Consider the following 14,521-nt stretch of genomic DNA (forward strand, 5'->3'; position numbering starts at 1 on the left):
ACGTCATCGTACGCCGTGCAGGGGGCGGCTTCGGCCGTCACAGTCCGGTGCCGAGGCGCACGACGGGGACCGGGCGCCAGGTGGGCGGACGAAGCGCCGGAACGTGCGCTCCGCGCACTTCCGCGAACTCCGTGTTGGTGTGCAGGAGCTGCTGCCGGGCCGCCCGCGGGTCGGTCTCCTTGTGCGCCGTCATGTGGGCGGCGACCAGGCCCGCGGTCACCGGGGTGGCGAAGGAGGTGCCGCTCCACTGCGCGTACCCCTCGAACATCACCTGGTCCGGCTTGGCGGCGACACCCTCGTCGCTCAGCACGCCGCTGTGACGGGGGTGGCTGCACGTGCAGCCGTAGGAGAAGCCGTAGCGGCAGGCGTCGTAGGTGGAGTGCTGGTAGATGTACGGGACCGGGGAGTCGAAGCCGGTGAGGGCGCTGGTGAGGCGCTCGCCGGGGGCGTAGACCTTCACCCAGGGGCCGTGGTTGGTGAAGCAGGCGCCGAACTCGCCGTCGCTGCGCAGGGCGCCGACCGACAGCACGGAGTCCTCCCAGCCGGGCAGATCGGCGTAGGCGGCGGGCCAGAAGGGCATGGCGCCGGCGTTGTTGCCGGCGGCGGCGACCAGCAGGGTGCGCTGCTCGCGCAGTTCCCGCATGAAGTTCTCGACGCCCAGCAGGCCGTCGGTGCGGCCGTTGGCAGTGCCGGCGGAGAGGCTGAGAACGTCGGGCCAGCCGCCCGCGTCCACGGCCTCGAAGAGCCTCTCGCCGAACTCCGACTCCAGGATGGCACCCGCGTCGTTGAGGGTGCCGCGCACGGTGATGTCGGTGTTGGGCGCCACGGCCGCCACGAGCCCGGCGATGAACGTGCCGTGGCCGACGTACTGCTGGAGGACCCCCTGGTCGTCGCACTCCCGCACCTGGGCGTCGCCGCCCGTGTGGGCCAGCAGGCCGCAGGAGCGGTAGTCGTGCGTGAGGCCGGTGTCGACGACGAGGACGGCGACGGCGGTGTCCGGGTCGTGGGGGGTGTCGGCCGCTGCCGGATTGGGCGGCTCGCTGAGCGGAGCGGGGACGGGTTCGTCACCGGGGCAGGCGTTGACGGCGATGTGCACCACGTGGTTGCGGGCGACCATCCGGCGGCCGGTCCGGGACTCGTGTTCCCGTACCGAGCGCAGGGCGTGGGCGACGGCACGGTCGCCGTCCCGGCCGCCCTCGCCCGGGTCGCCGACCCGGATGCGGGTGATGCCGCTGCGGTTGGTCTGCGGGCCCGCGCGCCGGACCTGCTCCTGGTCGAGGTCGGGTGCCGCCGTGAAGTGGGCCCGCACCGTGTCCTCGACGACCCGGGCCTCCTCGCCGTCACGGACGAGGACCACGCCCTTCTCGTACATGAACTCCGCAGAGTCGTCCGGGCCCATCGCCAGGGGGACGTCCGGCATCGAGCGCTGGATGTGGTCGAACTGCTCGTGGAATCGCTGAGGTGCCATGGCGGGTCCTCCCGTTGGTGCGACGGCGTCGTCCGGTGGCGCTGAGCGGTCGTCAACAAGAGCCGCCGAGCCGTCCCTTGATACAGCTCCACACCTGTGGGGCGTGCTCCGGGACCACTACCATCCGAGGAGTGACAGCGGGAAGCGACTCGGTGACCGAACTGCTGCCGATGGTGTTCGCCGACCCGGGCGAGGCTCTCGCGAGGGCCCGGGCGCTGCTCGACGCCGGTCCTTCCCCGCTGGACGCCTCCGTGGCCCATCAGGTGATCGGAATCTGGCAGCGGGACTTCGGCGACCTGCGGCTCGCGCTGCACCATCTGCGGCGGGCCCGGGAATACGCGGCGCGGGCCGACTCGGCCGACCGGGAGGCGGACGTGCTGGCCACGCTGGGTGTGGCGCTGGTGCACGCGGGCCGCACCCGGGACGGCCTGGCCGCGTTCGAGCGGGGGGTGGCACGGGGCGGCGGGCACACCAGGGCGCGGGTGCTGTACCGGCGGGCATACGTGTGGTGGGTGCTCGGTCACCATCGCGAGGCGCTGGAGGACGTGCGCCGGGCGGTGCCCGTGCTGCGGCAGGCGGACGACGTGATCTGGACGGCGCGGGCGCTGACCCTGCGGGCCACCGTGCATCTGGCGCTGGGTGCGGTGGAGCGGGCGGAGGCGGACTTCAGCGCGGCCGAGGCGCTGTGGGACACCACCGGCCAGGAGCACGACAAGGCCGACGCGGTGGAGAGCCGGGGCCTGGCCGCCTTCCGGTCGGGTGACGTGCCGGCGGCGCTGCGGCTGCTGGACGAGGCGGAGGAGCGGTACGCCCGGCTCGGCACGCCGACGTTCATGCTGGACATCCGGCGCTGCGAGGTGCTGATGGCGGCCGGTCTGGCGCCGGAGGCGCTGGCCGAGGCGGACGCGGCGACCGGGAGGCTGGACGGGATCGGCGGGCAGTCCACCCGAAAGGCGGAGCTGCTGCTGGCCGCGGCGCGGGCGGCCCGGCTCGCGGGCGATCCGCACACGGCCATAGTCCGCGCGGCCCTCGCGGTGCGGCTGTTCGCCGGGCAGCGGCGCACCTGGTGGGAGACGCACGCCCGGCTGGTGCTGACCGAGGCACGGCACGCGGCCGGGCGCGGCTCGGGCCGGCTGGTCGCCGACGCGGCGGCGGTGGCGGGGAAGCTGGCGTCCTTCGGATCCCCGGCCGCGCCGGAGGCGTCGCTGCTGGCGGGCCGGATCGCGCTGGACCTGGGCTGGACCGCGGACGCGGAGCGGCACTTGGCCGTGGCGGCGCGCAGCCGGCGCAGCGGTCCGCCGCTGGCGCGGTTGACGGGCTGGGCGGCGCAGGCGTTGCGGGCCCGGGCCGCCGGATCGTCCCGGGGTGTGCTGGAGGCGTGCCGGCGGGGCCTGGACGTGCTGGACGACCACCGGATGACCCTGGGCGCCTCCGAACTCCGGGCGCGTGCCACCGAACAGGGCGCGGAGTTGGCGGCGTTGGCGCAACGGGTCAGTCTGGTCTCCGGCGGACCGCGGCGGCTGCTGGTGTGGAGCGAGCGCTGGCGGGCCACCGTGCTGTCCGCGCCGCCGACTCGGCCGCCCGCGGACCCGGAGCTGCTCAGCGGCATGACGGCCTTCCGGGAGATCGCCTCGCGCGCGGAGGCGGCCCGGATGGACGGCCGGCCGGTCGTGGCGCTGGAGCGCGAACAACGGCGCCTGGAGCGGGAGATCCGCTCCCGGACGCTGCACATGCGGGGCGAGGCGCCCGGGGGTGGGGACCGGTTCGACGTCGGCCGGTTGCTGGAACGACTGGGCGACGAGATCACGCTGGTGGAGCTCGCCGTCGTCGACGGTCGGGTGCAGGTGCTGCTGTGCGGGCGGGGGCGGGTGCGTCGGTTCGGGGCCGGGCTGCTCGAAGAGGCGGAGACCGAGGCCGAGCACGTGCAGGCGGGCCTGCGGCGGCTGGCGCACCCCGGGGCCGAGGCACGGCTTCCGGTCGTGGAGGCGGCGGGGCGCCGGCTGGAGGAACTGCTGCTCGGACCGGCCGCGGCGCAGCTGGGCCGCGGGCCGGTGGTGATCGTGCCGCCGGGACGGCTGCACCGGGTGCCGTGGGCGCTGCTGCCGTCGCTGCGGGAGCGGGTGCTCAGCGTGTCGCCGTCGGCGGGCAGCTGGCTGCGGGCCCGGGAGACCGCGCCGCCGCCGGACGGCTGCCATGTGCTGGTGCGCGGCCCCGGCCTGGCGACGGGCGGTGCCGAGGTGCCCGAACTGGCCGGCCGGTACAGCTGTGCGACGGTTTTGGAGGAGGACCGGGCGCGGGTGCACCGGGTGCTGGAGGAGCTGGACGGGGCGGCGCTGGCGCACATCGCGGCGCACGGCACGTTCCGTGCGGACAGCCCGCTGTTCTCGTCCCTGCGGATGGCGGACGGGCCGATCGTCGTGCACGACTTCGAGCGGCTGGACCGCAGTCCCTACCGGATCATCCTGTCCTGCTGCGACACCGCCCGGCTCGCCTCTGTCGGCGCCGACGAACTGCTGGGCCTGGTCACGGCGTTGCTGCCGCTGGGCACGGCCGGGGTGGTGGCGTGCAGCGCGCCCGTGAACGACGCGGCGGTGGTGCCGCTGATGCTCGCGCTGCACAAGGGCCTCGACGCAGGTCTGTCCCTGGCGGAGGCGCTGCGCGACGCCCGGGCCGCGCTGCCGGGCGATGCGCTGCACCAGGCCACGGGCTGGGCGTTCGCCGCGTTCGGGGCGGCCTGACCCGTCCCCTGTGCGGGTCAGGCCGCCTGTCCTGCTGCCGGTCCGGGCCGGTTGCCCTGGCGCCGGGCCGGGCCGGTTGCCCTGGCGCCGGTTCAGGCCGGTTGCCCTGGCGCCGGTTCAGGCCGGTTGCCCTGGCGTCGGGGCGCATCGGCTGTCGCGACGCCGGCTCAGGCACCGCGGCGCCGGTTCAGCCGGCCGTGTCCTGGTGCCCGAGCACATCGGCTGTCCGGTTCCGGCTCAGGCCGGCTGGGCCTCCGGTGTCCGGTCCAGCCGCGGCAGGGCGCCGCGGTCGCTGGCTCCGAGCCGGGTGTAGGCGCTGTACAGGTGGTTGCCGACGGTGCGGACGGACAGGGTGAGACGCTCGGCGATCTGCCGGTTGGTCAGGCCGGATGCCGCCAGGGTGACGATCTGCCGCTGTCTGGCGGTGAGTTCGCCGAGGACCAGTCCGGACAGTGCGGGCGTCCGGGCGCCCTGGCAGCGCCGGGCCAGCGCGACGGCCCGGGTACGCGAGTGCCGGGCGGCGCGCGGATCGCGGTGGGCGCGCACGGCCTGGGCGTGGGCCTCGGCGGCGAACAGCAGGAAGCCCCGCCGCTCCAGTTCCCCGGCCACCTCATCGAGTTGCGGTCCGTCGGCGCGGCTGAGCGCGTCGGCGTGGCGGGCGAAGACGCCGCCGAGCCGGTCGCCTGCCTTCCCGGGGGCACCGAGGCGTACGGCGTCGTAGGGGTCGGTGAGGACTTCCGGATCCAGGCCGGGGCCGCCGGGGCTGTCCACCGCCGCGACGGCCAGGCCGAGTTCCGCCCGGCAGGACGCGTCGGCGGGATCGTCCCGCAAGCCTTCCCGCGCCCAGGCCGCCGCCTCCCGTACCTCCCCGCGCAGCCGGGCGAACCGGGCGCGCACCGCGGCGTACGGGGCCGGCACCGGGCCGCCCTCGGCCACCAGCCACTCCCCCACCGGCGTGGCCGTATCCCGAACGTCGGCCCGGGCGATGCGGCGGGCCAGGGCGGCCGACTCGGCGTCGAGGGCGACGGCGCAGGCGTCCGGCGTCCTCGCCAGCCGACGTGCCCGCAGCCGGCCCGCGGCGGCCCGCAGCACCGGCCCGTACAGGGGATGGGCGAGACGGACGGCGCCCCGGTCGTCGACCTCGATCAGGCCGTCGGACTCCAGGGTTTCGAGGACCCCGAGATCCAGGTCGTCCTGGTCCGGCGGCAGGGGTTCGGCAAAGGCGAGCCGGTCGAGGGTCTCGCGCTCCAGAGGGCAGGTCCGGCCGAGGACGGGAACGGCACGCTCGCGGACGGCCGGGGTCAGCGGGACCGGGCCCCGCCACGCCCGTTCTCCGGAGCCGGGGACGGGGGTCAGCAGCCCGCGCACCGCCACCAGCAGGTCACGCAGCAGTCGCAGGTCGCCCTGGCTCAGACGGCGCAGCCGGTTCGCGGTGAGCGCGTCGAGGGGGCCGGCACCCGTCGTGAGCAGGGAGCCGGTCTCCTCCTCGGGCAGCGGCTCCAGTGCGAGGCGCGGCAGGAGTTCACCGGTCCACAGCCGGGAGATCGCGCCGGGCACGCGGTGGCCGTCCGTGGTGACGACCAGCAGCCGGGTGCGCCCGTGCACGGCGAGCTGGTGGACCAGGGAGGCGGAGGCGTCGTCGAGGAGGTGCGCGTCGTCCACCAGCAGGGTGCGCACGCCCGACAGCGACCGGACCGCGCGGTGCAGCGTGATCGGCTCGGGCAGCAGATGGGCGAACGCCGCGAAGGGAGTGGTCCGGCTCTCAGGGGTGCCGGCCGCCCGGGCGCAGTCGGTGCCGCGGATCGCCTCGGTGACCAGGCGGGTCTTGCCGCTGCCCGCCGGGCCCGTCACCACGATGCCGTGCCGTGCGCCGGTCAGGGACCGGCGGACCAGCTCCAGTTCGTCCTCCCGGCCGGTGAACGGCCAGGGCAGCTCCAGCGTCGTCGCGTCCCTCTCGTAAGTCATCACACAGACATGAGCGCCACTACTCACCTTTGATACAGGGCGACTTGAGTAGCCTCCGACTCAGGCGCCGGGGACGGGCCGCACGGCAGGCTGTGGCCCATGACCGCACGCTACTGCTCGCTGGCACAGGCGCCGGCGCCCGCCTTCGCACCGGGGCCGGCGGCCGAGCGGCTGGGCGCGCTCGCGGGCGGGCGGCGGAAGTGGGTCAACGGCACCGTCCTGCACTACTGGTTCTTCGGCGGCGACTCCGACGCGTCCGTCATCCCCGTGCCGGGGAGGGGGATGACGCGACGGGTGTCGTGGGCCGGTGCCGAGGAGCAGCGGGACGTGGTGCGTGACTGCTTCCGGGAGTGGCAGGACCTCGGCATCGGGATCTCCTTCGCCGAGGTCGCCGACCGCTCGGAGGCCGAACTGCGCATCGGCTTCCAGGCCGGTGACGGCTCCTGGTCGGCGGTGGGCCGGGAGGCGCTGCGGGCCGGGCGGCACGAGCGCACCATGAACTTCGGCTGGGACCTGACCGCGTCCGGGGAGCGCGCGACGGCCCTGCACCAGATCGGGCACGCGCTCGGCCTGCTGCACGCGCACCAGAGCCCGTTCGCCGGCATCCACTGGGACGACGAGGCGGTGTACGCCGAACTGGCGGGCCCGCCCCACCACTGGAGCCGGGAGCGGACCCACTACAACATCCTGCGCAAGCTCGGACCCGACGAGGTCGACACCCCGGTCTGGGACCCTCAGTCGATCATGGGGTTCCCCTTCCCCTCGGGGCTGATCCTGGAACCGGAGCAGTACCGCGGTGGCTTGAACCCGCCCGGCACCCTGTCCGCCGCCGACAAGGAGGCCGTGCTCCGCTGGTATCCGCCGGCGCATCCGCAGGGTTCGCCCGCGCTGGTGCCGTTCCGTTCCGCGCCGCTCGGGCTCGGCCCGGGCGAGCAGGCGGACTTCGTGCTCGACCCGCCGGAGAGCCGCACCTACACGCTGGGCACCTTCGGCGACTGCGACGCCGTCGTCGTGGTCTTCGAGGAGCGGGACGGGGAGCCCCGCTATCTCGCCGGCCGGGACGACGGGGGGACGCCGCACAACGCCACGATCCGCGCCCGGCTCGTCAAGGGCCGCCGCTACGTCGTCCGCGTACGTCTGTACTCCGCCTGGGGTTGCGGCGGGACGGCGGTGATGTGCTGGTGACGGCACGGATCCACGACGCGGGCACCTGAACCACAGTCCGGCACCGGGGGAGCGGTCGAGGACGTCGCCCATGGGGGTGGGTGACGTCCTCGACCACGCCATGTGCACGGGGGGACCGTGTGCCGGGGGGACCGGCTCGCACGCCTGTGCCGGGGGGCCGGCTCGCGCGCCAGGTGCCGGGGGAAGCTCGCGCACGCCGGGTGCGGTTTGCCGGGCGCGTGCGCCGACGTCCGCACCCGCACGCCGATGTCCGGCCGGGTCCGGGGGCGCACGCCCGACGGACGCGGTGCCCTCCGGGGACCCGCCGAGGGCGGCCGGGCGGACGCGGGGCGCACCGGCCGGGGCGCCGTGGATCCACCCCAGGGGTGAAGAGCGTTCAGCAGCCGTCGCCACCGGGCATCGTGGAAGGGAACGGCTGGCAATGGTGTTACGCCGTCCGGGTGCTCACATCTAAGCTTGATTGCTCTCGCGGTTGCACGTCCGTATCGATAAGCGCACGAGGTGCCTACGGCCCGACTACGCTCACGGCGTACCACCGGGGGATGGGGGGAGCAGGTGGAGAGGTCACGACCCGACCGAGGCCGGCCGCGGAGGCTGCCGGCGGTTCCGGCCGTACTGCTCGGAGCGCTGGGCGCGCTGGTCCTGGGGACGTCGGTCGGCCTGGCGGCGGACCCGACACGCCTCGTCGGCACCACCGGGTACGTCGTCGCCACGGGGCTGCTGCTCGCCGTGGGGCTGTACGGCAGCACGTACGGCATCGATCTCGCCGATCTCCGGCGCGACCTGCGGGGCGTGGTGGCGGCCGTCACGCTGGGGGTCGTCCTCAAGGCGGCGATGATCTCGGCCGTGATGGTCTGGGCCTTCGACCGCCCGCAGTACCTGGTCCTCGGCATCGTCGTCGCACAGATCGACCCGTTGTCGGTGGCCGCCCTCAACGAGGACGGGCACATGTCACAACGCGCCCGCTCCCTGCTCACGGCATGGGCGGCCTTCGACGATCCGATGACAGTGCTGCTGACGCTGTACGCCGCCGGGTACGCCTACACGGCCTCGGGCCACACGGGCACGCCCGCGGTGGTGGGGGGCGGGGCACAGGGATACGCCCTCGGACTGGTGCTGAACGGGCTGCTGGTGGTCGGAGCCCTGCTGGCGTGGTGGGCGTGCGCCAGGCTGCGGCCGGACCGCCGGACGGACCGGGAGCCCGTGCGTCCCAGGCGCCCGGTGACGCCGCTCGCCGTCCTTGTGGTCGTGGTCATGCTGGGGCTCGCCGCCGCGAACATGCTCATGCTGGCCGTCGCGGTGGCCGGACTGTTCCTGCGCACACCGGTGTTCGCCCGCCCGCTCGCACGGGCGGTCACCAGTGCCTTCCTGCTCGCCACCGCCCTGCTGGGGCTGTTCGTCGCCCAGGGGGTGGCGTTCAAGCCCGGTCTGCTGCTGGGGGGTTCGGCATTCCTCGCACAGGCGGTGGTGGCCGTGCTGCTGATGCCGCTCTTCGTCCGCGGCCTGTCCGCGAGGGACCGCATCCTGCTGGGAATCGGTCAGCAGAACGGACTCACGGCCGTGCTGCTCGCCCTCACCCTCGAACGCGACTTCCCGAAGACGGTCGGTGTGGTCGCACCGGCCGTGGTGACGGTCAATCTGCTGCACTACGGGGCCCGGATCGGGTTCGGTTGCTGGTCGCGCCACCGGGCCGGAAAGAAGCGGCAACCCGCGGCCGGGAACCAGCGTCTCCCCCGGCATCCGGACCCCGCCGACGGCACGCCGGGCGGGGCACCGGCCACGACCGACGGACTGCGGTCCTCCGCATAGCCGCAGGGGTGTGCGGCGTCCGGACGGGTCGCGGCCAGGAGAACGGGAGGCCGGATGGCTGAGCGGGGAGGAAGCGACGGGGGGCGCCCCCGCCGCCGCGGACGTGTCCACCGCGGCGGGCGCGGGTACGGTGTCCTGCGTCCCTCCCCCGCCCGTCGCTGGCGGCCCGTCCTGCTCGGCGCCCTGCTGCTCCTCCCCGCCGGCGCCGGTCAGGCCGTGGCCGACGGCGGCAGCAGCGACGTGCGTCTCGTGTACTGCCTGGCCGACGACCACCGTGACGAGCTCAGGCAGGCCGCGTTACGACTGGGCGTGGTGCGGCGCCCGTCGGGCCCGGCCGGTCCGGCCGCCGTCCGGGTGCCCGGTTCCGAAGGCGGCGTGATGTCGCTCGACGACTGGGCCGACAAGCACAAGAGTGACTTCGAGCGAGTCTGCGACGCGGTCATGGCCGCGGCGGGCGACCCGCCGGGGGCGTCCGCGGACAAGGGCGGCTCCGGCGGCCTGAGCGGTTTCCTCGACGGGGTGTACCTGCTGGCGGCCGGCGCGGCCCTCACTCTGATCGGACAGGCGACGGAACGGATCTCGGCGGAGCGGCGCACGCGCGACCGGCAACTGGCGGCGGCCGTACAGGAATTCCGGAGGATCGCATGGCTGTATCTCTCGGCATACGAGCAGGATCCCGAGACGGACCACGCCGAGGCGTTACGGGCCCGGGAGACGCTCACCGCTCTCCTCGCCCAGGTGCCCGGCCCCGCTCAGCGCCGCGAGGCGGCCCGGCGGCTGGCCGATTCCCTGCCCTTGACGGACCGACTGCCGAGCAGCCGGGAGGGTCAACTCCTGCTGCCGCGCCAGAGAAAGAGCGAGGCGGACGCCGTGCGCACGACCCTGGACCTGCGGACCCGCGAGGTGGCGGATCTACGACGCCCGGCGCCCCTGTGGTGGCTGCCCGGAACACGCGGCAGCGACCGTCCCACCGGCGCCGGAGGACCTCACGCATGACCAGCTCCGACTGGGCCAACCCCTACGGAGTGCGCAAACCGTACGGCTCGAACGGCCCGACGAACGGTGATCCGGAAGCCGGCGCCCACGCGACGTTCAGCGCCGACCATCCCCTGGTGCCGTGGAAACAGCCCGACCACATGGACCAATGGGTGGACGTGGATCACTCGGGCGAGCAGCTCAAACGCTTCCTCGCGCGCTGGCCCACGCTCGACGAACTCCTCGACGGGGGCTCCGGAGACGGCCGTGTGGTGATCGTCAGCGGACTCCCCGGCATGGGCAAGACCAGCCTCATCCACCGGTGCTTCCACGAAGCACGGCAACGCGTGGCGAAGGGGGCGGCCGAAGCGGGCGACCCGCTCGCCGTGTTCGTGCCGACCGCGGGCCTGATGAACGACGGCCACCGCATCAGCGTCGGACCCGACGGGTCGTTCGCACCGGTCGAACTGATCAACACCCGCATACGCAAGGAGATCGCGAAGAGGCTGTTGCGGCACGCGTTCCCCGAGGAGCGCGTCCGTTCGATCGTCGAGGAAGAGGATCCGTACCAGGCCTACGGCGACATGAGGGATCTGCTGGACCAGCACAACGCCCTGCTCTTCGCCGTGATCCCGCACATACGGTGGAACGACGCCGGCCTCCGAACCGACTTTCTGCGCTCCTGCCTGAGCGCCGCGCACCCCAGGATCGTACTGTTCGTCGAAGTGAGTCACGGTGCGGCTGAGACGGCGAGGGAAGTGGCCGCCACCCTCAACGGGTCGGCGGCGGTCACCCATCTCGCGCTGCGCGAGCTGGACGCCGAGGACATCTGGCGGTTCAGTCACAGCGCCCGGGCGGCGAACGGCGGCCCGGGCGGACTGGTCGAACCGGACAGGAGTTCCCTGGTGGCGGCACACTCCGAATGGAGACCGTCCGACGTACGCGAGCTGCGGACGGTGTTCCACTCGGCGGCGGACGCGCTGCGCAGCGCGCCACACCCCTGGCCGATCGACGCCGACGCGCTCAGACCCCACTGGGAGCGGCGGCGGGCAGGCCGCGCCTCCCTGCTCCGTGACCCGATCCCGCCCCGCTCCGGCGGCTGACGCCCACCCCCGACCGCGCCCTCACAGGATCCGCAAGGAGTGCCATCGTGGCCGCAGCAGGCAATGCAGACACCTGGTACAGCAACCCCTTCCCCCTGGTGCCGGTCGTGCGTCTCGGCCCGTCGGCGGACCTCGGCGAGGCCCCGGTCGAGGCCGCGGACTCGGGCAACGCCCATGTCCCGACCCAGATCCTGGAGGATCTCCAGGGCCTGGTGCGCGACTACCTCCGGGACCGACCCCGGGGCGGCCGGCGCGGCCGGGCGATCGCCGTGGTCGGCGAGTTCGGCCTGGGCAAGTCCCATGCGGCCCGGGAGGTCTGCAACGCGCTGGCCCGCCCGGACGGCCCCGCCCTGTGGATCGTCGACGAGCCTGCGCAGGACTTCGGCCGGATGTACCGCGACCGGCTGCGGGGCCCCGCCGACAGCCCGGAGGGGCGGGCCGCGTTCGAGGAACTCGTCCGGGACTACTACGCCTATGTGACGGCGGTGCGGGTCGGCGAGCAGAGCTCCGACACGCGCCCGGGCCGGCCGGACGACATCCCGCTGGGCGACATCGCCCTCGACGACATCGCCACCGGGCTGCGCGACCGGGTCCTCGACCCGGACAAGGTGGTGTCCGCCCTGCGCTACGACCCCGAGGTGATGCACGCCGACCTGCGCGTCACCCTCGGCGAGGTGACGGAGCACCGGCGCTTCGCCACCGCGCTCGCCCTGCTCCAGGACCCGCGGTTCACCTCGATGGTGTGGGCGTGGCTGAGCGGCGACGAGCCCGCGCAGCAGTTGAAGGAACGCGGCATCAAGGACGCCGTCTCGGGCATCGACCCGGTCTTCGACGCGCTGGCCGTCCAGGGATTCCTGCACGGCCGGGTGGGCAAACCGTACGTCCTGCTGATCGACTCGCTGGAGAAGGTGCTGGACTGGCCCGAGGAGCCCCGGCGTACGTTCGTGGACGCCTTCGAGCGGCTGGTGAACGTGTATGTCAGCCGGGGCGGTCTGCTGGTGTTCTGCACGTCGCCGCGTGGCCTGAACGCGTTCCGGCCGAGCCTGCACGAGCGGGTGGTGCAGCTGTGGCCGACCCGGTTCGGCGCGGAGCTCACCGGACGGCTGGTCGCCGAGTACGTCGGTTCGGGCACCCGGCCGGGGGCGTCCGAGGGGTCGGACGCGATCGAGCGGTGGCCGGCGCCGTTCGGCTCCGAGTCGGTCGGCGTCCTCCAGGAACTCACCGGCGGGGTGCCGCGGGAGATCCTCAAGACCTGCCGTCACGCCTGGCAGTTGAGCGAGGACGGCGGCGGCGCGGTCCGGGAGGTGAGTGCCGCGACCGTGCTGCGGGCCGTGCGCGAGCTGCACGACAACGTCTCCGACGACCAGGTGCTGTCCACCATCCACGACGCGCTGGCGCTGGGTCAGTGGCGCATCGCCTCGCCCGACCCGGTCCCGGCACGCAGCTCCGACGCCGGCGGTCCGTTGCCGGTGGCGTACTGGCTGGAGCCGGTCCGCAACGCCTACATCGCGATCGTGGTCACCCCGTCGGTGCTCGTCGCGGACGACGAGGAGCGCATCACCGCGCGGGTCCGGGCCCTGCGCTACGCCCTCGATCCGGCGCAGGCCGAGGTGCTGCTGGTGGTCAACGGCCATGTGTCGCGCACCATGCGGGACCGGCTGGCGCGCTCCTTGGGGTCACAGCCCCTGGTGTACCGCCCGGGTGACTTCGCGCAGGACGTGAACCAGGCCCTGGACCGGCTGCGTGCCCGCCTCACCCAACTGCGTCAGGAGGCCGATCTCGCCGATCTGACCACCGAGTTGCGCAGTGCCCTCGGTGAACACGGTGCCCAGCTGGGGCAGTTGCGGCGGACGGTGAGCGATCTGGCCCGGCGTGATCTGGTCGCGGCGGCGTCCGGCCCGGCGCGTACGGCGCTGCCCGAGCCCGTCGAGGGACGCTTCGAGGAGGTGTTCACGTTGCTGGACGCGTCCGTGGAACGGCTGTCCGGACACCCGGCGGACGGTGACGCCGACGGCGGTCCGGCTCTTCGGGCGGGGCCGGCGGAGCTGGCGGCGCTGGGCTGCGCCACGCTGGTGCGGCAGTTGACGGAGACGTTCCGTACGGGAGCCGACGCCTGGTTCCGTGCCGTCTCGGCCGGTGTGCCGAGCGAGGAGCAGTGGGCGCGGCTGCGCGGGGTCTGCCGGCAGTACGAGACGGCGGTCGAGGTGCTGCCCGTGCAGGCCCTCGGCGGGGTGGGCCCGGTGCACCGCCCGACCGTGGCGCGGGCGGTGGAGGCACTCGCCGACGAGGTGTGGGGCGACCTGGTCAGCGCCGTCCGGGCGCCGTGACCTCGCACAGGGCGTCCGCCAGCAGGCGCAGCCGGGTTTCGGCATGGGCGACCTGCCGCTGGTCCAGGGTCACTCCGAGGACGTAGTCGCGCGGTGACAGCCACACCACGTACACGGCGCCCTCCTGGACGTCCAGGACGAGGCGGTCGGCGGGCGGCGCCACCACCAGCCGCAACGCGTCGGTGAGCCGGGCGAGATGGCCGCGCAGACTCTGGGCGAGGTCGCGGTAGGAGGTGCGGCGTGAGCGCACGCTGGTCTCCAGGAAGCGCGGGCCGAGATCGGGACTTTCGAAGACGTCGCCCGAGCAGACGAGTTTCCAGTCCCGGTAGTAGGCGGCGTACTGCAGGTCGAGGGTGTTGACGTGGGCGCCCCACAGGGCCCGCAGCCGCATCTCGGAGGGGTCGTCGTGCCCGGCCGCCGCCGTCCCGAAGTCGATCCGCAGCCGGCCCTTGTCCTCCGGCAGCGGCTCCATGGAGTCGGTGACGCCGCCGGGCAGTTCGTCGGGCAGGTGGTGCACCTGGGTACGGATCGCGGAGACGAGGGAGTTCATGGCGTCGTCCACGGTGGGCATCCCGCCGGGCGTGTCGGTGTGCGCGGACAGGTACTCCCCCGCCTTGACACGCCCGCCCCACAGGCCGCCGTGCGCGTTGGCCACCACGACACGCATCAGCTCACCGGTGCCCAGCGGCCGCATCAGCGCGCCCAGGTCCTGGGTGCACAGCAGCAGCCGGCTGCCGGGCAGCGCCTCGTTCGCGATGTCCTCGCCGCCCACGGTGACCAGGCTGCTCAGCGGCGGGCTGCCACCCCGGCGGACCACGAAGTCGATGATGCCGTTGCTGTAGTGGGCCACGGACCTCAGCGCGTGGACACCGGCGAAGGCCCCTTGGCACAGCGCTGTTATTCGGCCGTGGCCCTCCGGGGACCAATGGGACTCCGTGAAGAGCTCGGTCT

General features: G+C 74.0%; 9 protein-coding genes. 6 read left to right on the forward strand and 3 right to left on the reverse strand.

Annotation, left to right across the window (positions count from 1 at the left end; genetic code table 11):
- Positions 1-37: 37 nt before the first annotated feature.
- The gene (locus tag ACIQU3_RS05295) at positions 38-1,468 is read right to left on the reverse strand and encodes a S8/S53 family peptidase (protein ID WP_403923422.1); all 1,431 of its coding nucleotides are present in this window, start codon (positions 1,466-1,468) and stop codon (positions 38-40) included.
- A gap of 131 nt (positions 1,469-1,599) precedes the next feature.
- On the opposite strand from ACIQU3_RS05295, the gene ACIQU3_RS05300 reads away from it, so the two are divergent.
- The gene (locus tag ACIQU3_RS05300; RefSeq protein WP_403923424.1) at positions 1,600-4,206 is read left to right on the forward strand and encodes a CHAT domain-containing protein; all 2,607 of its coding nucleotides are present in this window, start codon (positions 1,600-1,602) and stop codon (positions 4,204-4,206) included.
- A gap of 237 nt (positions 4,207-4,443) precedes the next feature.
- Here the strand turns inward: ACIQU3_RS05300 and ACIQU3_RS05305 are convergent, their stop codons facing one another.
- A complete protein-coding gene (locus tag ACIQU3_RS05305) occupies positions 4,444-6,171 on the reverse strand; it encodes a LuxR C-terminal-related transcriptional regulator (RefSeq protein ID WP_403923426.1) in 1,728 nt (575 codons plus the stop codon).
- A gap of 99 nt (positions 6,172-6,270) precedes the next feature.
- Between ACIQU3_RS05305 and ACIQU3_RS05310 the strand changes: the two genes are divergently transcribed.
- From ACIQU3_RS05310 to ACIQU3_RS05330, 5 genes are all read left to right on the forward strand, one after another.
- Positions 6,271-7,356: a M12 family metallopeptidase gene (locus ACIQU3_RS05310; protein ID WP_403923427.1), complete on the forward strand. Its 1,086-nt coding sequence runs from the start codon at positions 6,271-6,273 to the stop codon at positions 7,354-7,356.
- 555 nt (positions 7,357-7,911) lie between these two features.
- Positions 7,912-9,165 (forward strand): cation:proton antiporter, encoded by a 1,254-nt coding sequence (locus ACIQU3_RS05315; RefSeq protein ID WP_403727400.1) that lies wholly within the window; start codon positions 7,912-7,914, stop codon positions 9,163-9,165.
- Positions 9,166-9,219: 54 nt separating this feature from the next.
- Positions 9,220-10,161, forward strand: a complete 942-nt coding sequence (locus ACIQU3_RS05320; protein WP_403923429.1) for a hypothetical protein — start codon at positions 9,220-9,222, stop codon at positions 10,159-10,161.
- Positions 10,158-11,243 carry an ATP-binding protein gene (locus ACIQU3_RS05325; RefSeq protein ID WP_403923431.1) on the forward strand — a complete coding sequence of 362 codons (1,086 nt, stop codon included), beginning with the start codon at positions 10,158-10,160 and terminating at the stop codon, positions 11,241-11,243. Before ACIQU3_RS05320 ends, ACIQU3_RS05325 begins: the two co-directional genes overlap by 4 nt.
- 47 nt (positions 11,244-11,290) lie before the next feature.
- A complete protein-coding gene (locus ACIQU3_RS05330; RefSeq protein WP_403923432.1) occupies positions 11,291-13,570 on the forward strand; it encodes a hypothetical protein in 2,280 nt (759 codons plus the stop codon).
- On the opposite strand, the gene ACIQU3_RS05335 is transcribed toward ACIQU3_RS05330, so the two are convergent.
- Positions 13,548-14,420, reverse strand: a complete 873-nt coding sequence (locus ACIQU3_RS05335) for a hypothetical protein (protein ID WP_403727389.1) — start codon at positions 14,418-14,420, stop codon at positions 13,548-13,550. The two genes, ACIQU3_RS05330 and ACIQU3_RS05335, sit on opposite strands and share 23 nt — an antisense overlap.
- Positions 14,421-14,521: the final 101 nt, after the last annotated feature.

Origin of the sequence: Streptomyces sp. NPDC101110 (genome assembly GCF_044759525.1) — a bacterium.
GTDB lineage: Bacteria > Actinomycetota > Actinomycetes > Streptomycetales > Streptomycetaceae > Streptomyces.

What these genes read in the sequence shown, in the direction of transcription:
- ACIQU3_RS05295 (WP_403923422.1), bottom strand. Translation starts at nt 1,468, where the DNA reads ATGGCACCTCAGCGATTCCACGAGCAGTTCGACCACATCCAGCGCTCG.
- ACIQU3_RS05305 (WP_403923426.1), bottom strand. Translation starts at nt 6,171, where the DNA reads ATGACTTACGAGAGGGACGCGACGACGCTGGAGCTGCCCTGGCCGTTC.
- ACIQU3_RS05310 (WP_403923427.1), top strand. Translation starts at nt 6,271, where the DNA reads ATGACCGCACGCTACTGCTCGCTGGCACAGGCGCCGGCGCCCGCCTTC.
- ACIQU3_RS05320 (WP_403923429.1), top strand. Translation starts at nt 9,220, where the DNA reads ATGGCTGAGCGGGGAGGAAGCGACGGGGGGCGCCCCCGCCGCCGCGGA.
- ACIQU3_RS05325 (WP_403923431.1), top strand. Translation starts at nt 10,158, where the DNA reads ATGACCAGCTCCGACTGGGCCAACCCCTACGGAGTGCGCAAACCGTAC.